This is a genomic window from Hymenobacter sp. H14-R3, assembly GCF_030063445.1.
Taxonomy (GTDB): Bacteria; Bacteroidota; Bacteroidia; order Cytophagales; family Hymenobacteraceae; genus Hymenobacter.
Genome location: NZ_JASITD010000037.1, coordinates 1 through 20955, shown reverse-complemented (window position 1 = coordinate 20955; position 20955 = coordinate 1). Strand labels below are relative to the sequence as shown.

The following is a 20955-nucleotide window of genomic DNA, read 5'->3' as shown; positions in this document are numbered from 1 at the left end:
TTCTTTTTAGTAGCTATCTCCCTTTATGCTAGGCTATTACCTCGTAGGTCATAATTGGGTTGGCCTTATTTTTCAGCTTGAGCTCGCCGATGGGGGCGCACTGAAAGCTTTCTTTCACCTGCTCATATACGGCTCCGGTGATAACAATCTGGTTGGGGTGGGCAGCTGATTGCAGGCGCTGGCTCACGTTCACGATATCGCCTATTACGGTGTAATCCAGGCGCTTGAGCGACGCCGAGCCGATATTACCCGACACCATTTCGCCGGTATTGATGCCGATGCTTACGCTCGGGTGGTAGTCGGTGCCGTCGGGGAGGGGACTGCTGGCGGTTTGGAGCTGAGCGCGCACCACCAGGGCGGCGTCGATGGCACGGTCGAGGTGGTACTCGCCCCGGAACACGGCCATCACAGCATCGCCCATAAACTTGTCGATGTAACCGCCGTGGGCGATTACCTCCTGCACAATCTGGTCGAAATACTTGTTGAGCAGCCCCACCACCGTGGCGGCGGGCTGGGTTTCGGAGAGCGAGGTGAAGCCGCAGATGTCAATGAAAACGACCGTAGCCTCCACGGTTTCGCTGGCCAGCAGCTTGTTTTCGAAACCGGGGCGAGCCATAAAGTTGATAACCGTTTCGTCGACGTACATCCGCAGAATATTATTCTCCTGGATGGCCTTCATCGTGGCGCGCAGCTGTTGCACGTGACTTGCGGTTTTCTCAATGGTCAGCTCTAAGTCGTTGAAATCCACTGGCTTACATACAAAATCAAACGCACCGCCATTCATGGCGGCCCGAATATTTTGCATGTCGCCGTAGGCCGATACCATCACCGTTTTGGTGACGGGGCTGGCCTCGGGCAGGCGGCCGAGCAGCGTGAGGCCGTCCATCACGGGCATGTTGATATCGGAGAGCACGATATCGGTGTCGGGGTGCTCGCGCAGGCGGTCGAGGGCTTCCTGGCCATTGCCGGCGAAGATGAATTCGTAGGCGCTCTCGCGGATTTTGCGGCGGAACTTCTGTTTGATGAGTAGCTCCAGGTCGGCTTCGTCATCAACCACCAGGATTTTTGTTTTCATGTAGTCAGGCAGTAGCAATCGCGTGGAGCTTGGTCTTGAGGGCCGCAAAATCCACTGGCTTCACCAGGAAATCGTTGGCTCCCAAGCGCATAGCCTGGTTGTGCGTTTCGGTATCGCCGTAGGCGGTGAGCATCATCACCAACGGCGGGGGCGGCGGCAGGGGGTCTTGCTTCACGTGGCGCAGCAGCTCCAGCCCGCTCATACCGGGCATGTTGATGTCGGAGAGAATGAGCACGACCTCCGACGGGTGCTCGCGCAAAAAAGTGAGCGCCTCCTCGCCCGAGTAGGCGAAGGAGAAGGCGAACTCGCCACTGCGGATTTCACGCCGAAAACGCTGCTCAAACAGCAGCCGCACGTCGGGCTCGTCATCGACTACCAGTATTTTCATCTGCGGGTAAAGATACGGTTTTGTGGTGGCGGCTAGTGGGCCGGCAGGAAGATGGTGAAGGCAGTGCCCTGGCCCTCGTGGGTTTCTACGCTGAGGGTGCCGCCGTGGCCCTGCGTAATAATGTCGTGGGCCATCGACAGGCCCAGGCCAGTGCCCTCGCCGCTGGGCTTGGTGGTGAAAAAGGGCTGAAAAATCCGGCTTCGCACGGCCTCCGGAATGCCCGTGCCGTTGTCGTGCACCCAAATTTCGACCCCCTCCCCCACGTGGCGGGTACGCACGCCCACAGTGGGCGCGTAGCCGGCCTCGCCAGCCCGCTGGCGCTGCTGCACCGCATAAAAGGCGTTGGTGAAGAGGTTGAGAAGCACGCGGCCTACATCGCCGGCCACCACGGGCACCAGCGGCAGGCAGGCCGCCAGCTCGGGCTGCAAGGTGGCGTTGAAGGACTTATCCTTGGCGCGCAGGCCATGGTAGGCTAGGCGCAGGTACTCGTCGGCCAGGGCGTTGAGGTCGGTGGGCTGGCGCTCGCCGGTGCTGGCGCGGCTGTGCTCCAGCATGCCCCGCACAATGCCCGCTGCCCGCCCGCCGTGCTGGGCTATGCGCTGGAGATTCTGCCGGAGGTCGGCGAGCAGCTCGGCTTCGAGGGTATGGTTGCGGGCGGGGCGGGTGCGCTCCTCGGCCAGCTCGGCCACCAGCTCCACACTCACGTCGGCAAAGTTGTTGACGAAGTTGAGGGGGTTTTGAATCTCGTGGGCAATGCCGGCCGTGAGCTCGCCCAGGCTGGCCATTTTCTCGCTTTGAATAAGCTGGTCTTGCGTGGCTTGCAGCTCGGCCAGGGCGGCGCGTAGCTCATTGGTTTGGCGGGCCAGGGCGGCGGTGCGCTGGCCCACTTCGTATTCCAGGGTCTGGCTTTGGGTTTCGATGGTTTGCTGCTCCTGCTCGGCAGCCAGGCGCTCCTGCGCTGCCGCCTTAAGGGTTTTGGCCTGGCTGCGGACCACCAGCAGCCAGGCACCTAGCCAGCACACTACCAGGCCCTCCAGGGTATCAACCGTGGCATTTTTATCCAACGCCTGGGTAAAAGGCCGCGCCAACAGCTCGACTATGAATAAGACCACGCCGGGCAACAACGCCAGGGCCAGCCACTGCGCAGGGCGATAGGCGCGCAGCCGCCAACCCACGGCAATGCCAATGCTGAGCACCAGGGCCAGAAATGCATTGTCGAACCAGTCCACCACCGGGCCGCCCAGCAGCAGGCCCAGCCCCATAATGACCGCCGCCGGCGGCCACAGGCGCTTCAGCCAGCGGTCCCAGTGCGGCAGGCGCGCGGGAATATCCAGCACTTTGCGGCCCCAGTATACCAGCCCGATGGCCGTCGGCGCGGCCATATATAGTTCACCATCAGCCATTCGGTATTTATTATAGCATTGTGAATAAGCACTTTACCCTACTGCCCCGCGAAACGGTAGCCGCACTATAAACTCGGTAAACTCGCCCTCCTGGCTCGTCACGGCGAGCGTGCCGCCGTGGCCCTGCACCACAATATCGTGGGCCAGCGACAGGCCCAGGCCGGTGCCCTCACCGCTGGGCTTGGTGGTGAAAAAGGGCTGAAAAATCTTACTCCGCACGGCCTCCGGAATGCCCATACCATTGTCGCGAATGCAAATTTCGACCTCCTCGCCCACGCGGCGCGTGCGCACCTGCACGGTGGGCGCGTAGCCGGGGCCAGCGGCCTGCTGGCGCTGCTGCACCGCGTAAAAGGCGTTGGTGAAGAGGTTGAGAAGCACCCGGCCCACATCGCCGGACACGGCGGGCACCAGCGGCAGCAGGGCCGCAAAATCGGTATCCAGGGTGGCGTTGAAGGACTTATCCTTGGCGCGCAGGCCGTGGTAGGCCAGGCGCAGGTACTCGTCGGCCAGGGCATTGAGGTCGGTGGGCTGGCGCTCGCCGGTGCTCTGGCGCGAGTGGGCCAGCATGCCGCGCACAATGCTGGCCGCCCGCTGGCCGTGCTGGTTGATTTTGTGCAGGTTGTGGCGCAGGTCGCTCAGCAGCTCGTCCTCCAGGCCGGCGTCGGGCGTGGGGTTGGTTTGCTCGGCCACCAGCTCATCGACCAGCTCGGCGCTCACATCGGCAAAGTTGTTGACGAAGTTGAGCGGGTTTTGAATCTCGTGGGCAATGCCGGCCGTGAGTTCGCCCAGGCTAGCCATCTTTTCACGCTGAATAAGCTGCTGCTGGGTGGCGCGCAACTCGGCCAGGGCCGTTTGCAACTCGCTAGCCTGCTGGGTGAGAGCGGCGGTGCGCGTGGCTACCAGGCGCTCCAGGGCGGCATTGCGGGCGGCGGCCTGCCGGCGTTGCTGCTCCTCTTCAGCGCGCTGGGCATTCTCCTTAGCCAGCGTCTTTTTTTGATAAAAAGCAAGCCCCGTTATTATCCCAAACCAAAAAACATTGAGCCGGGCCAGACTTTTAAAATAGCCCGCCAGCGGTGCTACAAACTGGTAGTCCAGCACTGCCTGCCCTATCACAACGGCCCGGTACAGGGCCGGTATCACCAAGGCCCACAGCATGATAGCCGCTGGCCGGTAGTGGCGCACCGGCCACAGCACGGCCGCCGCCACCCCAAATACAAATAAGATGTACCAGTCGTCGAGTAGGCTGTTTTGGTAGTGCAGGGCGGCCGTTACGCCAAAGCCCACCACGGCTGGCACCCACAGCAGCAGCAACCAGGTGCGGGCGCGAGGCATATAGCGGGGCCGGTCGAGCAGCGAGCGCAGCAAAAAGGCCAGCACCAAAGCCAGGCCCGTGGCGGCCAGCAAGTTCCAGTTATAGAGATGCTTCCAGTCGAGGACAGCTTGCTTCATAGGGCGAGGGCCGGGCTGGTCGGCAGCCACCCGGCAAACCTAGCACGCACAACGGGTTTGCGCACGCCCAGCCCCCTCCTACCAAGGCTAAGCCAGCGCCTGCTGGGCAGCTTCGCGCTCGGCGGGCGTGTTCACGTTGCGCAGGGCTTCGCCGCCGGGCGTGGGCAGCAGGCTTATATCACTGTTAATAAGCATTTTACGCGGGCATGAGTAGCCCATCCCTAAAAAGCGCAGCAACTCGGGGTAAGCACGCGGCTCGAAAATGGTGATAAGCGGCTCGGGAAATTCGTTACCGGGGCTTTGGAAAGCCGTGGCCAGGCGGCTGGGCTGGCGGCCAGCCACCAGCTCGCGCAGCGTGCCCGCCGTGAGAAAAGGCAGGTCGCAGGCCAGCACCAGCCACGCCGCGTTGGGGTCGAGCTGGAAAGCTGATAAGATGCCCCCCAGTGGCCCCAGACCGAGAAAGCGGTCGGGCAGCGGCACCAGGCCAGCGGGCAGCTCGGCCGCCTGCTCGGCCCGGCACGATACGAACACATCCTGGCACACCTCGGCCAGCAGGGCGGCGGCTACCTCGCGCTGCTCGCGGCCGGTTGTGCCGTAGCGCAGGCGGCTTTTATCGGTTTGCATGCGCTGGCTGAGGCCGCCGGCCAGCACCAAGCCACGCAGCGGCGGGCGGCTCGCCAGCAGCCACTGCTGCACCCAGGCGGCCAGGCCGGCCACATCGGCCAGGGCAAACCGGGGCAGCTCGGCGTGGTGCGGCAGGTGCGCTTGCAGGTAGTCGGGAATTTCGGTTACGCCCTCGGCCAGCACAAAGGCTTGCACGTCGGTAAGCTTATCGAGCTTGTGGGCCAGCGACTTGCGCGGGTCGAGCAGCACCACTTGCTGGCGGGCGCGGAAGTGGTTGCCGTTTACCAGCACCAGGTTGGCCCCGGCCAGTAGTTCGGGCTGCGAAAAGCGGTCGAGCGGACCGTGGTCGTCGCGGCGGCGGAAGTGAATTTTATCGGTCACCTCCACGTAGGCCCCGGCTTGCAGCAGCGGGCTGAGGGTGTGCCGGGCGTCGGCGTCGCCGCTGGCGTGGTCGGCATCAACGTAGCCCACGCGGTGGCCGGCCGGGGCCAGCGCCGCCGTGAGGCCGGCCGCCAGCCGCTGGATATCGCCGCAGGGCGCGCCCAAAAAAGCCAACTCGTGGCGGGCAAATTCGCCGAGGAGCGGGCGGGCAAGGTCGGCGTGCTTGGTGCGGGGAACGGGTTTTTCAGTCATAGCTTTCACAACAATTGGGCAAAAAATTAGCTTGCTTTCAGCTGAGCCGCCTTTCTTTTTACTTCTCCGCTTCTACGTGATTTCTGTTGCCGACGCCTACCGCCACGTGCTGGCCACCGCCCACCCGCTACCGCCCGAAACCCTGCCCCTGGCCGCTGCCGTAGGCCGCGTGCTGCGCCAAGACCTGGTGGCCGACCGCGACTTCCCGCCCTACAACCGGGTAACGATGGATGGCATTGCCTTGAATTATAGCGCCTTGCAAGCGGGCCAAACGGTTTTTCCCATCGAGCGCACGCAGCTGGCCGGGGCCGTGCCCACGCCGCTGGCCAACCCGCAGGCGGCCATCGAAATCATGACCGGCGCGGCCCTGCCGCCCGGTACCGATACCATTATTCGTTACGAAGACCTCGATTTTAGCGACGCCCCGCGCCGGGCTACCGTGCGCGTGGCCCCGCCCCGTGCCGGCCACAACGTGCACGCCCAGGGCAGCGACCAGCTGGCCGGCATCCGGCTGCTGGCCGCGGGCGTCGTGCTGAGCCCCGCCGAAATAGCCGTGGCCGCCACCGTGGGGGCCGCCACGGTGGCCGTAACGCGCCGCCCGCGCGTGGCCGTGGTGAGCACCGGCGACGAGATTGTGCCCGTGGAGGCCACGCCCCTGCCCCACCAGATTCGGCGCTCCAACGCGCTCATGCTGCAAGCTGCGCTGGCTACCGATGGCTGCGAGAGCATAGTATTTCACTTCGATGATGACCTGGCCTCGCTCAAGGCGGGGCTGCCGCCGCTGCTAGCGCAGTTTGATGCCGTGCTGCTGAGCGGGGGTGTGTCGAAGGGCCAAGCCGATTTTCTGCCGCAGGCGCTGCGCGAGTCGGACGTGACGGAGATTTTTCACCGGGTGGCGCAGCGGCCGGGGCAGCCGTTTTGGTTTGGGCAGCGGCCGGGTGGGGCCACCGTGTTTGCGCTGCCCGGCAACCCCGTGGCCACGTTTGCGGGCTACTACCGCTACGTGCGCGGCTGGCTCCGGCAGGTTCAGGGCCAACTAATTGACGAGCAGTATTTTGCGCAATTAACCAGCCCGGTCGATTTCAAGCCTGCGCTCAGCTATTTCCTGGCCGTGCGCCTCGAAAACGCACCCGATGGCCGCCTGCTCGCCCATCCTACGCCCACGGCCGGCTCGGGCGACCTGGCCGGCCTGCTCGCGGCCGATGGCTTGCTGGAATTAGGGCCCGACCAAACGCACTTTGCCGCCGGTAGCGCGTGGCCGGTGTGGCGCTTTCGGGGGTAAAATATTTGTTTATCCCAACGTAAAAAGCCGCTCGACTCCCTGGGGAATTGAGCGGCTTTTTCGGCTAGCGGCAGCTGGCTTACTTGAACAGGGCCAACGCTTTAATGAACGTTTGCGAGACGCCCCAGGCCAGGGGCAGGCCCACGATTAGCCAAGCTATCACGGCCGAGCCGCCAGTGGTTTCTTCGGCGGCTACCGGCGCGGGGGAATTGGGTTTCGGATTCATAATGCAGGAAAGTTTAGGAGTGAAAAGCCGCGGCTTAGTGCCCGCCCGCCTCGGCAGTTACGGGGCCTTTTTCTTGGTACTTCTCGTTCACGGCCGTCACGGCCAGGTCGGCCAGCAGGCCAACTACGAGCAAGCCCGCCATCGTGTAAAACACGTTTTGGTAGGCGGCCGCGCCGGTCAGGCCCTTTTCCTTGGCATGGTCGTGCAGCTGGTGCACGATGAGCGGACCCAGCACGCCGGCCGTGCTCCAGGCCGTGAGCAAGCGCCCGTGAATAGCTCCTACCTGATACTTGCCAAACAAGTCGGACAAGAACGCCGGGGCTGTGGCAAAACCGCCGCCGTACATACTGATAATTACGCAGGCAACTACCACATAGAGAGTTAGTTGCAAGTTATGACCCAGCGTTGGAATGAGGCAATACAGTAAGATACCCAGGCCAAAGTAAATAGCATACGTGGTCTTACGGCCCAGCTTATCCGAAGCCGACGACCAGAAGAAACGACCCAGCAGGTTGAACAAGCTGAGCAGGCCCACGAAGCCCGCGGCGGCGGCGGCCGTTACGCCATTGCCCACGCCCATAATTTTGTCCGAAAACGTGTCCTGAATCAGTGGCGAAGCCGTTTCGAGCACGCCGATGCCGGCCGTTACGTTGGTGAGCAACACCACCCACAGCAGCCAGAACTGCGGCGTTTTGATGGCGTTATCAGCCGATACGTTGCCCGTCGTAATAAGCGCACTGTGCTCAGCATTGGGCACGTAGCCAGCGGGAGCCCAGCTATCAGCCGGTACCCGGATTGTCCACACCCCAAACTGCATAAACAGGAAGTAGATGATGCCCATGGCGATAAATGTGGGCGCTACGCCCTGCGGCGCTATGCCCTTAAACTGCCCCATGAGCGCTACCGCCATCGGCGAGCCAATCATGGCGCCGCCACCAAAGCCCATGATGGCCATGCCCGTAGCCACGCCCTTGCGGTCGGGAAACCACTTGATAAGCGTGCTCACCGGCGAGATATAGCCAATGCCCAGGCCAATGCCGCCCACAACCCCGTAGCCGAAATAGAGCAGCCAGATATTGTGCAGGCTGATGCCCAGCGAGCCAATCAGGAAGCCGCCGCCGAAGCACAGTGAGGCGGCCAGCATGGCCTTGCGTGGGCCCACGCGCTCCAGCCACTTGCCAAATAGGGCGGCCGACAGGCCCAGCAGTACAATGGCAATGGAAAACGTGATACCGATTTGAGTAGGCGTCCAGTCGAGGGCGTCGGGCTTGGCCGGGTCGCCGCTGATGAGCGAGCCCAGCGGCTTGTTGAATACGCTGAACGCGTAGGCCTGCCCAATGGCTAGGTGAATGGCCAGCGCCGCCGGTGGCACCAACCAGCGGTTATAGCCCGCGGGCGCTATGGTCCGGCCGCGGTCAAGCAACGGAAGGGAAGAAGTGTCGGCCATTGAAGGTGGGGAAAGAAAGTAAAGTAAAAACTAGGTGAATGCTTAAGAGATATGCCCGGTAAGCTATCGCAAGGTAGCCGCAGCCTTGCACCTGGCAAAGGCCATTATGGATTATTTTGCTAAGTTGCTATAGTTCCTACGTAAACATGAACAGGGCCGATGAAGCCTACGGAAACAAAAAGTCCCTGGCGTGAACGCCAGGGACTTTTTACCCTATCAGTTTAGCCTCGTTTTTAGGCGGGCACCGCTTCGGCACGCGGCTTTTGTGCGGCCGGGGCCGCACTCACTTTGGCCTTTTCTACCGTCACTACCACGTACTTGGACGTAGGCGTGTTGCTCACCTTGGCTACGCTCGTGATGGGTACCAGCGGGTTGGCCTCGGGGAAATAAGCCGACACGTTACCGCGCGGAATATCGTAAGGCACGGTTACAAATTTCTCCACTTTGCGCTGCTCGCCCTCGTAGTGGCTGGTGATGTCGATGAGGTCCTTGGCCTTAAGGCCGCGGTCGGCCATGTCCTTTGCGTTCATAAACAGCACCCGGCGCTCGTTGTGAATGCCCCGGTAGCGGTCGTTGTACTCGTAGATAGTGGTGTTGAACTGGTCGTGGCTGCGCACGGTCATCAGCACCAGTTGGCCGGGCTCCAAGGTGTACTTTTCCAGCTCGGTTTTGCTGAAGTTGGCCTTGCCGTTCTCGGTCGTGAACTTGCGCTCGCGGGGGCCGTTGGGCAGGTAAAAGCCGCCGGGCTGGCGCAGGCCTTCGTTGAACTTCTCAAAGCCCGGAATCACGCGCGAAATGTGGTCGCGGATAACGTCGTAGTTCTCCGTCATGGCCACCCAGTCGGTGGTGGTGCGGTCACCGAGGGTGGCAATGGCCACCCCGCTGATGATGGCTACCTCGCTCAGCATCTCGCCGGCCAGCGGCACCAGCACGCCCTTGTTCTGGCTCACCACGCCCATTGAATTCTCGCAGGAAGTCATCTGGTGACCCGATTTCTGCATATCGATATCCACGTGCGTGAAGGTGGGCAGCAGCAGGCTGGTTTTGCCAGTTACCAAGTGGCCGCGGTTGAGCTTGGTGCCCACAAACACGGTCAGGTTTTGCTGGCGCATGCCTTCGGCGATAAACTCGGTGTCGGGGCCGGCGGCAAGCAGGTTACCGCCAAAGCTGAAGTACACCTTGGTTTTGCCGACGTTCATAGCCTTGAGGCTCTCTACCACGTCGAAGCCATCCTTGTCGGGCGCTTTGAAATTGAATTCCTTTTCCAGCGCGTGGCGGAACGTGGCGTGCACGCGCTCCCAAATCCCCATCGTGCGGTCGCCCTGCACGTTGGAGTGGCCGCGCACCGGGCAGGTGCCCGCGCCAGGAATGCCGATGGCACCCTTCATCAGGTGCAGGTTCACAATTTCCTGAATGGTTTGCACGCCCTGCCGCTGCTGCGTAACGCCCATGGCCCAGCAGGTGATGATTTTCTTCTTGTGAGCCAGCATGTTAGCGGCCTCCAAAAGCTGGGCGCGGCTGATGCCGCTAATCTCCTCAATGTCTTCCCAGCTCGTGTTGTTCAGCGTTTCTACCACAGCGTCGTAGCCCGTGGTATATTCGCTAATGAACTGATGGTCAACTACTTGGCCAGGATTCAGTTGTTCAGCGGCCAGCAGGTGCTTCATTATGCCGCGCAGCAGGGCCATGTCGCCATCTACCCGCACCTGCAAGAACAAGTCGGTAATCTGGGTGCCATCGCCAATCAAAGCGCCCAGCGCCCGCAGCGGATTCATAAAATCCTGCGGGTTTTTGAAGTGATTGAGGCCGGCTTCAAACAGCGGGTTTACGGCAATAATCTTGGCCCCGTTGCGCTTGGCTTGCTGCAACGCCGACAGCATGCGCGGGTGGTTGGTGCCGGGGTTCTGGCCAATGATGAGGATAACCTCAGCCTCGTAAAAGTCATTGAGCGTAACCGAGCCTTTGCCCAGGCCCAGCGTGGGGCTAAGGGCCGAGCCGCTGCTCTCGTGGCACATATTGGAGCAGTCGGGCAGGTTGTTGGTGCCAAACTCGCGCGCAAATAGCTGAAACAGGAACGCGGGCTCATTCGGGATTTTACCCGACGTGTAGAACACCGCCTCATCGGGCGTCTTGAGCGCATTCAACTCATCGGCTATGATATGGAACGCCTCGGGCCACTCGATGGGCTCGTAGTGCGTGCCGCCGGGGCGCTTCACCATGGGGTGCGTGAGGCGGCCGGCGTTGTTCTGGTCGCGGTCGGTCATGCGCGACAGCTCCACGATGCTGTGCTTGGCGAAGAATTCGGGGCCGGCAGCCTTGTCGTCGGCATCCGAGGCCAGGGCCTTGGCGCCATTTTCGCAAAACTCGGCAATGGAGCGGTGCTCATCGGGGTCGGGCCAGGCGCAGCTAGAGCAGTCGAAGCCACCCTTCTGGTTCATGCTCAACAGGCCCTTGGTACCGCGCGCCACGCCGTCCTCACCCCAGCTAAATTGCATGGACTTGATAACGGCCGTGACGCCGGCGGCCACCTTGGCGCGGCCTTCCAGCCGCAGGCCGGTTAGCCCCTCGGGGGGCTGGGCCAGAATGGGATGCAGGTACTTGGCCTCGGCCGTGGGCGGGGCCGGAATGTGTTCGTGGGCGGGCGGGGCGCCGGCGTTTGCTTCGTGCATGGGCTTGGTTGGGCGGTCGGCGGCCGGAATCTCGTAGTCAGCCACCGGCGCTTCGCCCTGGTCGGGGCGCTCGCCACTCATGGGGGCCAGGCTGGCCTTTTGCTCGTGTAATTTGCCAGCCTTGTTAGCGTCGGCAGCGGGTGAATCTTCCATAATATACGGGGGCGAATAAGGGCGGGAAATACAAGCAAAAGATGGACCGGCCGCTCAATGGCTACAATCCAGGTCTTTTTCAACCATAATACGTAACTCTTGGTTTGCCGCCACCCGCACGCGCTCCGAAAAACCATTTTTTTCTGTCGAAGTCCATTCTTCGGCCAGCTTGGCGGGCACCTCAATGGCCAGCGCGCCAGCCGCGTAGCGGACGCGCACGGCCAGCGTGGGGTCGGTGGCGGGCAGTTGCTCCAGCGCGTACTCCAGCGTTTGCCCGGCTTCAGGCCCAAAAATAATAGTGTAGGCCACCCGGCCGGTGCTGGCAAACTGCGCCACCTCGGCCTCGGACAGCCGCAGGCGCAGCGAGTTTTCTTCTAATCTGAGTTTCATAACTCCGTAATACGCTGGGCGTGCGTGTAAATGTTAAAGCGCTCCTGGCGCACAAAGCCTAACAGCGTGAGGCCAAATTCTTCGGCGGCTTCAACGGCCAGGCTGCTCGGCGCACCCACGGCCGCCAGAATAGCGACGCCGGCCACGGCCGCTTTTTGCACCAGCTCGAAGCTGGCCCGGCCGCTTAGCAATATAATGCGCTGGCTGAGTGGCACTTGCCCAGCCAACAGCGCCGCGCCCACTACCTTATCAAAGGCATTGTGGCGGCCCACGTCTTCGCGCAGCAGCAGCAGCTCACCAGCGGCCGAAAACAGGGCCGTGGCGTGCAGGCCACCCGTTTGCTCAAATACCTGCTGGGCCGCCCGCTGCCGCGCGGGCAGCTGGTGAATAAGAGTGGCCGGCACCCGGGGGCTATCGGCGGGCGCCGGCACGGGGCACGAACTGGCGCGCACCGCCGCAATACTGGTTTTGCCGCACACCCCGCAGCTCGACGTGGTGTAGAAGTGCCGCTCCAGCCGGTCGAGCTGCAGCACCACGCCGGGGGCCAGCTCGGCCCTGATTACGTTGCCGCGCTCCTCTGGCCGGCGCGGGTCGGCTTGGTGTTCAATAATCTGAATGTCAACACTTTGCTGCACAATTCCTTCACTTAGCAGAAAGCCGGCTACCAGCTCGGCATCGTGGCCGGGGGTGCGCATGGTTACGGCCAGGCTGTGCGTCTGGCGCTGGTGGGCCGGGCCGTAGCCCAGGCTGATTTCCAGGGGGGCCTCCACGGCCAGCAGGTCGGTGGCGCGGGCCGTAGCCGAGCCGGTCACGCGCTGCACGGTGGTGCGCTCGGCGCTGGGTTGGATGTAAGGAGCTAGGGGCCGCATAAAACAAAGGCCCGGCAAATAGCCAGGCCGGTGCTTTTCCTAAGCAATAATCCCGGGCAGATGTTCAGCCAGCCGCGGGCGGGCTTATGCCGTCACCGGCTTTTCGCGCAGGTAGGTAAGCATGAGGGAAGCCGTTTGGCGGGCAGCCCTCTGCTGGCCCAGCTTTTGGCGCAGCTCGGCATAGCCTTCGCGCTGCTTGGCAATGTAGCTTTCGTCGGTGAGCAGGCGCTTGAGCTCGTCGAGCAGGTTGCGGGCCGTGAAGTTGCCCTGAATGTACTCTTCCACCACCGTGTGGCCCACAACGAGGTTGACGAGCGAGATGTACGGCACCTTAATCAACGCCTTGCTAATCACATACGTGAGGCCGCTGGTGCGGTAGCACACCACCTGCGGCACGTTGAACAGCGCCGTTTCGAGCGTGGCTGTGCCACTGGTTACGAGCGCCGCGCTAGACCGGCTCAGCAGGTCAAACGCCTGATCTACTACTATCTTAATGCCATTACGCTCAAAGTGCTGGTAGTAGCTACGGTCGAGGTTGCTCACGCCGGCCACCACAAACTGGTACTCCTGAAAGGCGGGCAGCACGGCCAGCATCTCGTGCAGCATCTCCTCGATTTCCTGCTTGCGCGAGCCCGGCAGCACGGCAATAATCTGGCGGTCGGGGTCGAGGCCATATTGGGTCATGAAGTCCGGATTGGGCTCAAAGCTCGCTACCTCATCGGCCGTGGGGTTGCCCACGTAATCCACCTTATAGTTGAAGCGCTGGTAAAATTCCTCCTCAAAAGGCAGAATCACGAACATCTTATCAACCAGTAACTTAATCTTTTCAACCCGGCTCTGGTTCCAGGCCCACACTTTGGGCGAGATGTAGTAAAACACCCGAATGCCCTGCGCCTTAGCCCAGGCCGCCATGCGCAGGTTGAATCCACCGTAGTCTATCAGCACCAGCACATCGGGCTGATACGCCAGGATATCGGCCTGACACTCTCGCAGATACCCCCGAAATTTGAGCAGGCTGGTTGCCGTTTCCCAAAAGCCCATCACGGCCAGCTCGCGGTAGTGGCGCACCAGGTGGCCGCCCTCGGCCGCCATCTGGTCGCCGCCCCAAAAGCGAAAATCAGCGGCCGGGTCTTGGGCGTTCAGCTCGCGCAGCAAGTGCGCCGCGTGGGTGTCGCCGGAGCGCTCACCGGCAATAAAGTAGTACTTCATTTTTTCAATTAAAAATTATGAATTAAAAATTAAAAATTACTTTTCTTGCATGCGAGCTTATGCACGCCCGGCAATTTTTAATTCATAATTTTTAGTTTTTAATTCCGGCGTTAGCCGAAGTATTCCACGGCATTGCGGGGGGTTTCGTAGATTTTTACGCAGTGCAGCTTGGCCGGGGTGATGGCGGGCAGCTCGCGCTCGATAATCTGCCAGAAGGCGATGGCCAGGTTTTCGGTGCTGGCCAGCTGGCCTGTGAGAAAGGGCACGTCGAGGTTGAGGTTTTTGTGGTCTACCTGCTCGGTAATGTGCACGCGCAGCAGGTCGGAGAGCGCCTTGAGGTCTACCACGAAGCCGGTGTCGGGGTCGGGCGGGCCTTTCACGGTCACTATCATTTCGTAGTTGTGGCCGTGCCAGTTTTCGTTGGCGCAAGGGCCAAATACTTCCGCATTGCGCTCCGGGCTCCAAGCGGGGTTGTAGAGCTTATGGGCGGCATTAAAATGCTCGCGGCGGCTGACGTATACCATTTTTTAACTGTTAGCTTTTGGCGGCTAGCTGTTAGCGTTCGCTCAACGTCGGGTTAGCCAGCTTAAGAAAGCGAACAGGTAGACAGCCAAAAGCTAACAGCTCCTAATTTTTTTTCAACAAATATACGAAAAACGGTACCCCCGGCGGGGCCTCGTGCGTTGCCCAACGCGGCAGGGGCTGGCCCGGCAGCCCCTGCCAGCGCCGCGCCCAATTTGCTAACAAGCCAGGTGGGCAAAGGCTTACCAGGGGTAAAAAACGCCAGCTTGTGTAGGTCGCCCCCGGCGGCAGGCCCCGCCCGGCTTAGTACCTTTAGGGCCTAATTCTCCCCGATATGATAGTCGTAACCGGAGCCGCTGGCTTCATCGCCAGCTGCCTAGTCTCCCGCCTCAACGCCGCCAATTTCAACGACATTGTGGTGGTCGATAACTTCGCCATTGAGAAAAAGCTGCCCAATATCCAAGGCAAAAAACTGCGCGAATACGTAGACCGTGAAGAGTTTTTCGTCTGGCTCGATGCCCACCACGAGCAGGTGGAGTTCGTCTTTCACCTTGGGGCCCGCACCGACACCGCCGAGCAAGACCCCGCCATCTTCAATGTGCTCAACCTCAACTACAGCAAGCAGATGTGGCAGGCCTGCGTGCGCTACCAACTGCCGCTCGTGTACGCCAGCAGCGGCGCCACCTACGGCGACGGCCGCCTCGGCTACTCCGACCAAAGCGATGCCCTGCTGCCCCAGCTCAAGCCCCTCAACCCCTACGGCGACTCCAAAAACGACTTCGACAACTGGGCCGTGCAGCAAGCCGAGCAGCCTTATTTCTGGGCTGGCCTCAAGTTTTTCAACGTCTACGGCCCCAACGAGTACCACAAGGGCCGCATGGCCTCGGTTATCCTGCACGCCTTCCGCCAGATTCGCGAAAATGGCAGCATGCAGCTCTTCCGCTCGCACAACCCCGAGTACGTGGATGGCGGCCAAATGCGCGACTTCATCTACGTGAAGGACGTGGTCGAAGTGTGCTTCTTCTTCCTCAATCACCGCACGCACTCCGGCATATATAACCTCGGCACTGGCCAGGCCCGCACCTTCATAGACCTGGCGCTCAACACATTTACCGCGATGGGCCAGCCGGCCAATATCCAGTTCCGCGACACGCCCGAGGACATCCGCGACACCTACCAGTACTTCACCGAGGCCGACATGCGCAAGCTGCGCAGCGCCGGCTACGAGCTACCATTCGCCTCGCTGGAGCAAGGTATTCAGGATTACGTGCAGCAGTACCTGGTGCCGAATACGTATTATTAACTTAAGTTCAAGAAGGCTTGTAGTTTGGATTTCGGCTGATATAATCTTCTATTATATCTTCTAACATGTAGTCTTCTTCATCCTCAGAAAACTTGGCTATGTACTCCGTTAGTTCTTCAGTAGAAAACACAGGACTGATAAGGACTTCGTAAATGCGAGCGGCTAAAAGCTGTTGCAGGATTGCTTTATAGTCCCCTTCAAAGCATAAGTCCATTTTGTCTGGCCCTTCGTCGCAGTCCCAAAACTCGTATCGCCTGACGCTTCTAGCCTCCAGCGAAGTGTAGAACCATTGGTCAGCATATTGATTTTCAGACCAAGAGGTTGTGTGCGCACGGAATCTCCAAAGAAAGCCATTTTCGAAATCCTCATATCTTACTAAATCCTCCGCAAAATTAGGGATACCCCATTCTTCGCGATTTAGGTCGAAATTATCAACTGTTTGCTCACGGATAAACGTTGCTCTGCTTTTAGCTGGCTCTGTCCCAATTTTTTCTAATTTATTAGAAATTTCTGTCCAAAGCTTTTCGGATTTATGAATTTCTAATAAGTCATCATACGAATCAGCTGTGCCTTCCAGAATACTAACCTGATTGATAAGTTTCGTAATAACTTCTTTTCTGTTTTTCATATAGCACATAAAAAAAGCAGACCGTTTTGGTCTGCTTTTCTTTTTTCATTACAAGCTACTTCGCCGTCCCCGCCGACTTGGTAGCGCTGGCGGCCCGGCCGCCCGGCTTCAGCAGCGCAGCGTAGCGGTTGGGGTCGTTGAGGACCGCCACGGCCGCCTGGATGTTGGGGTCGTCGTTGAAGCCGGCTTCGGTGCGGCCCTTCTCGTAGTAGTAGCGAGAGGCAATTTCCTCCTCCAGCAACTCCCGGATTTCGGGTTTGAAGCGCTGTAAGTCGTTGGTTTTGTTGGCGGCCACCTTGCGCTTGATGGCATCCAACTCCAGCTTCACGTCGTCGTAGTGCTTTTCTTCCTTCACCTTTTTGGTGAGGTCGGTGAGCGAGCGCTCGGCGTCAGTGCTGTAGGCCATGTTCTTACCTTGCAGGTAAATTACAAACTTCTGGTAATCAGCATCTAAGAGTTTAAAGTCGCGGGCGGGCGCAATGGTGGCGTGCTCCGAGCGATAGCGGGTGGCGTAGTCGAAGAGGTAGCTTTTCTGGATGAGCACGCGGGTGATATCGGCAATCTCGCGGTCTTGCACGTCAATATCGGGGGCTACGCCGCCGCCGTCGTATACGGTGCGACCAGCCTGGGTTTTGAAGGCCGTGCGCAGCGAATCCGGAAACTTGCTCAGCGCGCCATCGTCGGCGCGGTGCGAGTAGTCGATTTCCTGAATGCAGCGGCCGCTGGGGATGTAGTACTTGGCCGTGGTCACCTTCAGCTGCGAGTTGTAGCTCAGCGGCCGGGTGGCCTGCACGAGGCCCTTGCCAAAGGTGCGCTCACCTACCAGCACGGCGCGGTCGTAATCCTGCAACACACCCGACACAATTTCCGAGGCCGAGGCCGAGCGGTTGCTCGTGATAATGGCAATCGGTATCTGGGTATCGAGCGGTACGTCGAGGGCCTTGTAGGTTTTGTTCCACTCGGTCACCTTGCCCTTGGTGCTCACTACATCTAATCCCTTGTCTACAAATAGATTAGATATATTGACCGCCTCGTTCAGCAAGCCGCCGGGGTTGTCGCGAATATCAAATATCAGTTTCTTCGCGCCCTTTTCCTTGAGCTTTAGCACGGCGTTGCGCACCTCGCGGCCCGCATCCATGGTGAAACCGCCCAGCTGAAAGTAGCCGATATCACTGGTCAGCATGCCGTAATACGGCACGTTGTCAACCTGAATTTTATCGCGGGTAATGTCGATTTGCACTGGCTTGTCCTGGCCGTAGCGCGTCACCATTAGCTTGGCTATCGAATTGGCCTGGCCCTTAAGCAGCTTGCTGATGTCGGCATTCGTCTTCTTATCAACATTGATGTTGTTGATAGTCAGGATTTCATCGCCGGGCAGCAGGCCCGCTTTTTGGGCCGGGTAGCCTTCGTAGGCGCTCTGCACCACCGTTTTGCCGTTGCGCTTGACTACCACCGCACCAATGCCGCCGTACTGCCCGGTGGTGAGGGTACGAAAGTCTTCAATATCGTCCTCCGGGATGTAGTTGGTATACGGGTCCAGCGATTTCAACATACCGTCGATGCCCGTTTTCACCAGCTTGCCAGGGGTAATCTCGTCCACGTAGTACGTGTTCACCTCCTTAAACAGGGTGGCGAAAATGTCGAGGTTTTTGGCAATCTCAAAGTACCGCTCGCTGTCGGACGCCGCCCGGAAGCTGACGAGGCCGAGCGCGCCGAGGCCCAGGGTAGCGAGTAGTTTGGTGCGGTTTGTCATCGTGCAGAAAGATAATGAAGAATAAGGAAGCCCGAAGCCGCATGCACCCAGTGGCGCTACGCAACCTGCTGCTTCCCATTCCTCATGAGGAGGATATCCGAAACTACGGCGCGGGTTGCACCGCCGGTTCTGCCAGCAAACGATTCAACCCAGAAATTAATTTTTTTTCTACCAGCGGCAACTCACTTTTTTCTTTGCCAGTGTAAAGAATACCCAATTGTGCCACCGGGTGGCCGTTTTCGGCTTCCGTGAGCAGGTGTTTATTCAGGCGGTAGGCCTCGCGTACCAGACGCTTGAGGCGGTTGCGGTCCACGGCCCGCTTAAACGCACGCTTGGGCACCGTAATGAGCACCTCAGGCGGGGCCGCGGTGCGGGCTGGGGCTACCACCCAGGTAAGGCGCAGCGGGTACACGCCCACCGACGGATTGCGCCGATTAAAAAGCTGCTCGATGCGCTTTTTGCTGCACAAGTGCTCCGCCTTGGGGAAGGTGTACTTGCGGGCAGCGGCGGGCGGGAGGCTGGTAGCGAGTAGCTCGTTCACGTTTTTTTTAGAAATAGCGAAGCCGCATTGTGGCGGTAGTGACTTCTGGCAAAACCAGAAAATCACCAACCCCAACAATGCGGCTACCTGCTAGCCAAGAGCCATCAGCTACGCGCTAACAGCTTAAGGTACTAGCGCTTATGACGGCCTTCGTCCGATACGGTGAGGCGCTTGCGGCCTTTGGCACGGCGACGAGCCAGTACGTTACGGCCGTTTGCGGTTTCCATACGGTTGCGGAAACCGTGCTTGTTGCGGCGCTTGCGCTGCGAGGGTTGATAGGTACGTTTCATGTCCGGTCAAATTGCGAGTTGGGCCGGCAAAGGTACGAATTCAGTTTTACAATAGCAAGGGCTGAATTATGAATGAAAATCGGTGGGCCACCACCTGCCTTAGCTGGCCGTAAACGCCGGTATTGGCAGGGTTTGGGCAAGACCTTTGCCCCGGCTGGCCACCCACCGCAAGCGGCGGGCCGCTGGCTACGTTCACCTTCGATTCAGTTTCTACATTGCTAGTCACTTTGCAACTGCTCCATGACTTACTACCACGTTTCGTTCGAAAATCCGCTCACTTTCTACCTCCAGGTCCAGCTTATGGTGGAGGTGCCCGCCGAGGCCACCGAGCCGCTGGCCTTGCAGCTACCCGCCTGGCGGCCAGGCCGCTATGAGTTGCAGAACTTTGCTCAGAAGATTCAGCGCGTAGAGGTGAGCGACGCCGAAACCGACGAGCCCCTGCCCTACCGCAAAACCACCAAGGACCGCTGGGAGGTGCCCGGCGCGGCTGGCCGCAGCGTGCGGGTGCGCTACAATTTCTACGCCCACCAAATGGACGCCGGCGGCTCGTGGCTCGATGCTACGCAGCTGTACCTCAACCCCGTGCAGGCTCTCCTGTACGCTGAGGGCCAGCAGGATGCGCCGTGCCAGCTCACCCTGGACCTGCCCGCCGACTGGCGCCTGGCCTGTGGCCTCCCGCAAAATATCCCCAACACCCTACAAGCCAGCAACTTCGACCAGCTGGCAGATGCGCCGCTCATTGCCAGCCCCACCATTCAGCACCAGCAGTACGAGGCGGGCGGGCGGCCCTTCCACGTGTGGGCCCAGGGCGAGGAAGCACGGCTGGACTGGCCCCGGTTGCTGGCCGATTTCAAGGCATTTTCGGAGGAGCAGCTTGCGCTATTTGGTGGCTTCCCAGTGGCTGACTATCACTTCCTTAACCAGTTTTTACCCTACAAGCACTACCACGGCGTAGAGCACCACAACTCGACGGTTATCACGCTGGGCCCCGCCGAGCTGCTGATGCACGAGGCGCTCTACAAAGAGCTGCTGGGCGTGAGCTGCCACGAGCTGTTTCATACCTGGAACATAAAGGCCATTCGGCCGGCCGAAATGCAGCCCTATGATTACGCCCGCGAAAATTATTTCCGCACCTGTTACGTCGCTGAGGGCGTCACGACTTACTACGGTGATTACCTGCTGACCCGCAGCCGCGTGCGCACCCCGGCCCAGTACTTTGAGGAGCTGAATGGCGTGCTGCGCAAGCACTACGACGATGCGGGCGGCCAAAACCTGAGCCTGGCCGATGCCAGCATGGACCTCTGGCTTGATGGCTACAAGCCCGGCGTGCCCGACCGCAAAGTATCGGTGTACCACAAGGGCGCGCTGGCGGCGCTACTGCTCGACCTCACCATCCGGCAGCTGCACGGCCACGCCCGCAGCCTCGACGACGTGATGCGCCGCCTCTACGACGACTTTGGCAAAACTGGCATCGGCTACACCGACGAGGATTACGCCCGCATTGTGGGCGAGGTAGCCGGCCGCAAAATGCAGGTGTACTTCGATAAGTTTATCAACGGCACCGCGCCCTTGCAGGAGCCCCTCGACCGGGCGCTGCACACCGTAGGCTGCCAGTTGCTGGTGGCCGAGAATGCGTCGGCCTCGGAGGGCACGTTTGGCTTCCGCACGGTGGTCAAGAACGAGCGCACGGAGGTCACCTACATCTGGCCCGGCTCGCCGGCCGCCGCCGCCCTCACCGCCGACGATGAGCTAGTGGCCATCAACGGCCGCCGCGTCGATATGAACTTGCAAAGCCTGCTCAGCACCGAAGCCGCGCTCTACGAGGTAGCCGTGTTCCGCCAGAACCGACTGCTGCTAGTAGAACTAGTGGCCCAGCCGGGTGTAACGTTCGGTCAGCACTACGCTATTGAGAAGATGGCGGAGGCAGACGAGACTCAGCGTGCTGGCTTCCAAAAGTGGCTAAAGTGGGAATACTGAGGTGGTCGAGTAAATCTGGACAGAATAGGGCCTTAACTTTCCAACTTCATGAAAGACAGCCCCCCACCTACTAAACGTCGGCGTTACGATGCCGCCTTCCGGGCCGAAGCCCTGCGCCTGGCCG

At 60.2% G+C, this 20955-nt stretch carries 19 protein-coding genes; 3 read left to right on the top strand and 16 right to left on the bottom strand.

Annotated features, from left to right (window positions below):
• Positions 1–28: 28 nt before the first annotated feature.
• The 5 genes from QMK33_RS21540 to QMK33_RS21520 form a co-directional block, all read right to left on the bottom strand.
• Positions 29–1075: an adenylate/guanylate cyclase domain-containing protein gene (locus tag QMK33_RS21540; protein WP_283566693.1), complete on the bottom strand. Its 1047-nt coding sequence runs from the start codon at positions 1073–1075 to the stop codon at positions 29–31.
• Positions 1076–1079: 4 nt separating this feature from the next.
• A complete protein-coding gene (locus QMK33_RS21535) occupies positions 1080–1463 on the bottom strand; it encodes a response regulator (RefSeq protein WP_283566692.1) in 384 nt (127 codons plus the stop codon).
• A gap of 32 nt (positions 1464–1495) precedes the next feature.
• Entirely contained in the window at positions 1496–2845 is a 1350-nt protein-coding gene (locus QMK33_RS21530; protein WP_283566691.1) for a sensor histidine kinase, read from the bottom strand.
• Between the two features lie 54 nt (positions 2846–2899).
• Positions 2900–4315: a sensor histidine kinase gene (locus QMK33_RS21525; RefSeq protein ID WP_283566690.1), complete on the bottom strand. Its 1416-nt coding sequence runs from the start codon at positions 4313–4315 to the stop codon at positions 2900–2902.
• Positions 4316–4402: 87 nt separating this feature from the next.
• Positions 4403–5572, bottom strand: coding sequence for an NTP transferase domain-containing protein (locus QMK33_RS21520; protein WP_283566689.1), 1170 nt, complete (start codon positions 5570–5572; stop codon positions 4403–4405).
• 76 nt (positions 5573–5648) lie between these two features.
• On the opposite strand from QMK33_RS21520, the gene QMK33_RS21515 reads away from it, so the two are divergent.
• Complete coding sequence (locus QMK33_RS21515; RefSeq protein ID WP_283566688.1) at positions 5649–6854, top strand: molybdopterin molybdotransferase MoeA; 1206 nt, start codon at positions 5649–5651, stop codon at positions 6852–6854.
• A 79-nt stretch (positions 6855–6933) separates the two neighbouring features.
• Here the strand turns inward: QMK33_RS21515 and QMK33_RS21510 are convergent, their stop codons facing one another.
• From QMK33_RS21510 to QMK33_RS21480, 7 genes are all read right to left on the bottom strand, one after another.
• Positions 6934–7080: an MFS transporter small subunit gene (locus QMK33_RS21510; RefSeq protein WP_283566687.1), complete on the bottom strand. Its 147-nt coding sequence runs from the start codon at positions 7078–7080 to the stop codon at positions 6934–6936.
• Between the two features lie 34 nt (positions 7081–7114).
• On the bottom strand, positions 7115–8527 hold the full coding sequence (locus tag QMK33_RS21505) for an L-lactate MFS transporter (protein WP_283566686.1): 1413 nt from the start codon (positions 8525–8527) through the stop codon (positions 7115–7117).
• A gap of 233 nt (positions 8528–8760) precedes the next feature.
• Positions 8761–11349, bottom strand: coding sequence for an FdhF/YdeP family oxidoreductase (locus QMK33_RS21500; RefSeq protein WP_283566685.1), 2589 nt, complete (start codon positions 11347–11349; stop codon positions 8761–8763).
• Positions 11350–11403: 54 nt separating this feature from the next.
• Positions 11404–11739, bottom strand: a complete 336-nt coding sequence (locus tag QMK33_RS21495; protein WP_283566684.1) for a DUF7009 family protein — start codon at positions 11737–11739, stop codon at positions 11404–11406.
• Positions 11736–12608 (bottom strand): formate dehydrogenase accessory sulfurtransferase FdhD, encoded by an 873-nt coding sequence (gene fdhD / locus QMK33_RS21490; RefSeq protein ID WP_283566683.1) that lies wholly within the window; start codon positions 12606–12608, stop codon positions 11736–11738. Before fdhD ends, QMK33_RS21495 begins: the two co-directional genes overlap by 4 nt.
• A gap of 84 nt (positions 12609–12692) precedes the next feature.
• On the bottom strand, positions 12693–13817 hold the full coding sequence (gene lpxB / locus QMK33_RS21485; protein WP_283566682.1) for a lipid-A-disaccharide synthase: 1125 nt from the start codon (positions 13815–13817) through the stop codon (positions 12693–12695).
• Positions 13818–13927: 110 nt separating this feature from the next.
• Positions 13928–14341 carry a 6-pyruvoyl trahydropterin synthase family protein gene (locus QMK33_RS21480; RefSeq protein ID WP_283566681.1) on the bottom strand — a complete coding sequence of 138 codons (414 nt, stop codon included), beginning with the start codon at positions 14339–14341 and terminating at the stop codon, positions 13928–13930.
• A 332-nt stretch (positions 14342–14673) separates the two neighbouring features.
• Here QMK33_RS21480 and rfaD point away from each other — a divergent pair, with 332 nt between their 5' ends.
• Positions 14674–15642, top strand: a complete 969-nt coding sequence (gene rfaD, locus QMK33_RS21475) for an ADP-glyceromanno-heptose 6-epimerase (RefSeq protein WP_283566680.1) — start codon at positions 14674–14676, stop codon at positions 15640–15642.
• A gap of 7 nt (positions 15643–15649) precedes the next feature.
• On the opposite strand, the gene QMK33_RS21470 is transcribed toward rfaD, so the two are convergent.
• The 4 genes from QMK33_RS21470 to rpmH form a co-directional block, all read right to left on the bottom strand.
• Positions 15650–16270, bottom strand: coding sequence for a hypothetical protein (locus QMK33_RS21470; protein ID WP_283566679.1), 621 nt, complete (start codon positions 16268–16270; stop codon positions 15650–15652).
• Between the two features lie 55 nt (positions 16271–16325).
• Positions 16326–18023, bottom strand: a complete 1698-nt coding sequence (locus QMK33_RS21465) for a S41 family peptidase (protein ID WP_283566678.1) — start codon at positions 18021–18023, stop codon at positions 16326–16328.
• Positions 18024–18126: 103 nt separating this feature from the next.
• A complete protein-coding gene (locus tag QMK33_RS21460; protein WP_283566677.1) occupies positions 18127–18564 on the bottom strand; it encodes a ribonuclease P protein component in 438 nt (145 codons plus the stop codon).
• Positions 18565–18695: 131 nt separating this feature from the next.
• Positions 18696–18854, bottom strand: coding sequence for a 50S ribosomal protein L34 (gene rpmH / locus QMK33_RS21455; protein ID WP_068337113.1), 159 nt, complete (start codon positions 18852–18854; stop codon positions 18696–18698).
• A 240-nt stretch (positions 18855–19094) separates the two neighbouring features.
• On the opposite strand from rpmH, the gene QMK33_RS21450 reads away from it, so the two are divergent.
• Positions 19095–20831, top strand: a complete 1737-nt coding sequence (locus QMK33_RS21450; protein ID WP_283566676.1) for a M61 family metallopeptidase — start codon at positions 19095–19097, stop codon at positions 20829–20831.
• Positions 20832–20955 lie beyond the last annotated feature (124 nt).

Bases quoted from the DNA above. Each gene is read 5' to 3' on its own strand.
- QMK33_RS21540 (WP_283566693.1), bottom strand. From the start codon at position 1,075: ATGAAAACAAAAATCCTGGTGGTTGATGACGAAGCCGACCTGGAGCTA.
- QMK33_RS21535 (WP_283566692.1), bottom strand. From the start codon at position 1,463: ATGAAAATACTGGTAGTCGATGACGAGCCCGACGTGCGGCTGCTGTTT.
- QMK33_RS21530 (WP_283566691.1), bottom strand. From the start codon at position 2,845: ATGGCCGCGCCGACGGCCATCGGGCTGGTATACTGGGGCCGCAAAGTG.
- QMK33_RS21525 (WP_283566690.1), bottom strand. From the start codon at position 4,315: ATGAAGCAAGCTGTCCTCGACTGGAAGCATCTCTATAACTGGAACTTG.
- QMK33_RS21520 (WP_283566689.1), bottom strand. From the start codon at position 5,572: ATGACTGAAAAACCCGTTCCCCGCACCAAGCACGCCGACCTTGCCCGC.
- QMK33_RS21510 (WP_283566687.1), bottom strand. From the start codon at position 7,080: ATGAATCCGAAACCCAATTCCCCCGCGCCGGTAGCCGCCGAAGAAACC.
- QMK33_RS21505 (WP_283566686.1), bottom strand. From the start codon at position 8,527: ATGGCCGACACTTCTTCCCTTCCGTTGCTTGACCGCGGCCGGACCATA.
- QMK33_RS21500 (WP_283566685.1), bottom strand. From the start codon at position 11,349: ATGGAAGATTCACCCGCTGCCGACGCTAACAAGGCTGGCAAATTACAC.
- QMK33_RS21495 (WP_283566684.1), bottom strand. From the start codon at position 11,739: ATGAAACTCAGATTAGAAGAAAACTCGCTGCGCCTGCGGCTGTCCGAG.
- fdhD (WP_283566683.1), bottom strand. From the start codon at position 12,608: ATGCGGCCCCTAGCTCCTTACATCCAACCCAGCGCCGAGCGCACCACC.
- lpxB (WP_283566682.1), bottom strand. From the start codon at position 13,817: ATGAAGTACTACTTTATTGCCGGTGAGCGCTCCGGCGACACCCACGCG.
- QMK33_RS21480 (WP_283566681.1), bottom strand. From the start codon at position 14,341: ATGGTATACGTCAGCCGCCGCGAGCATTTTAATGCCGCCCATAAGCTC.
- rfaD (WP_283566680.1), top strand. From the start codon at position 14,674: ATGATAGTCGTAACCGGAGCCGCTGGCTTCATCGCCAGCTGCCTAGTC.
- QMK33_RS21470 (WP_283566679.1), bottom strand. From the start codon at position 16,270: ATGAAAAACAGAAAAGAAGTTATTACGAAACTTATCAATCAGGTTAGT.
- QMK33_RS21465 (WP_283566678.1), bottom strand. From the start codon at position 18,023: ATGACAAACCGCACCAAACTACTCGCTACCCTGGGCCTCGGCGCGCTC.
- rpmH (WP_068337113.1), bottom strand. From the start codon at position 18,854: ATGAAACGTACCTATCAACCCTCGCAGCGCAAGCGCCGCAACAAGCAC.
- QMK33_RS21450 (WP_283566676.1), top strand. From the start codon at position 19,095: ATGACTTACTACCACGTTTCGTTCGAAAATCCGCTCACTTTCTACCTC.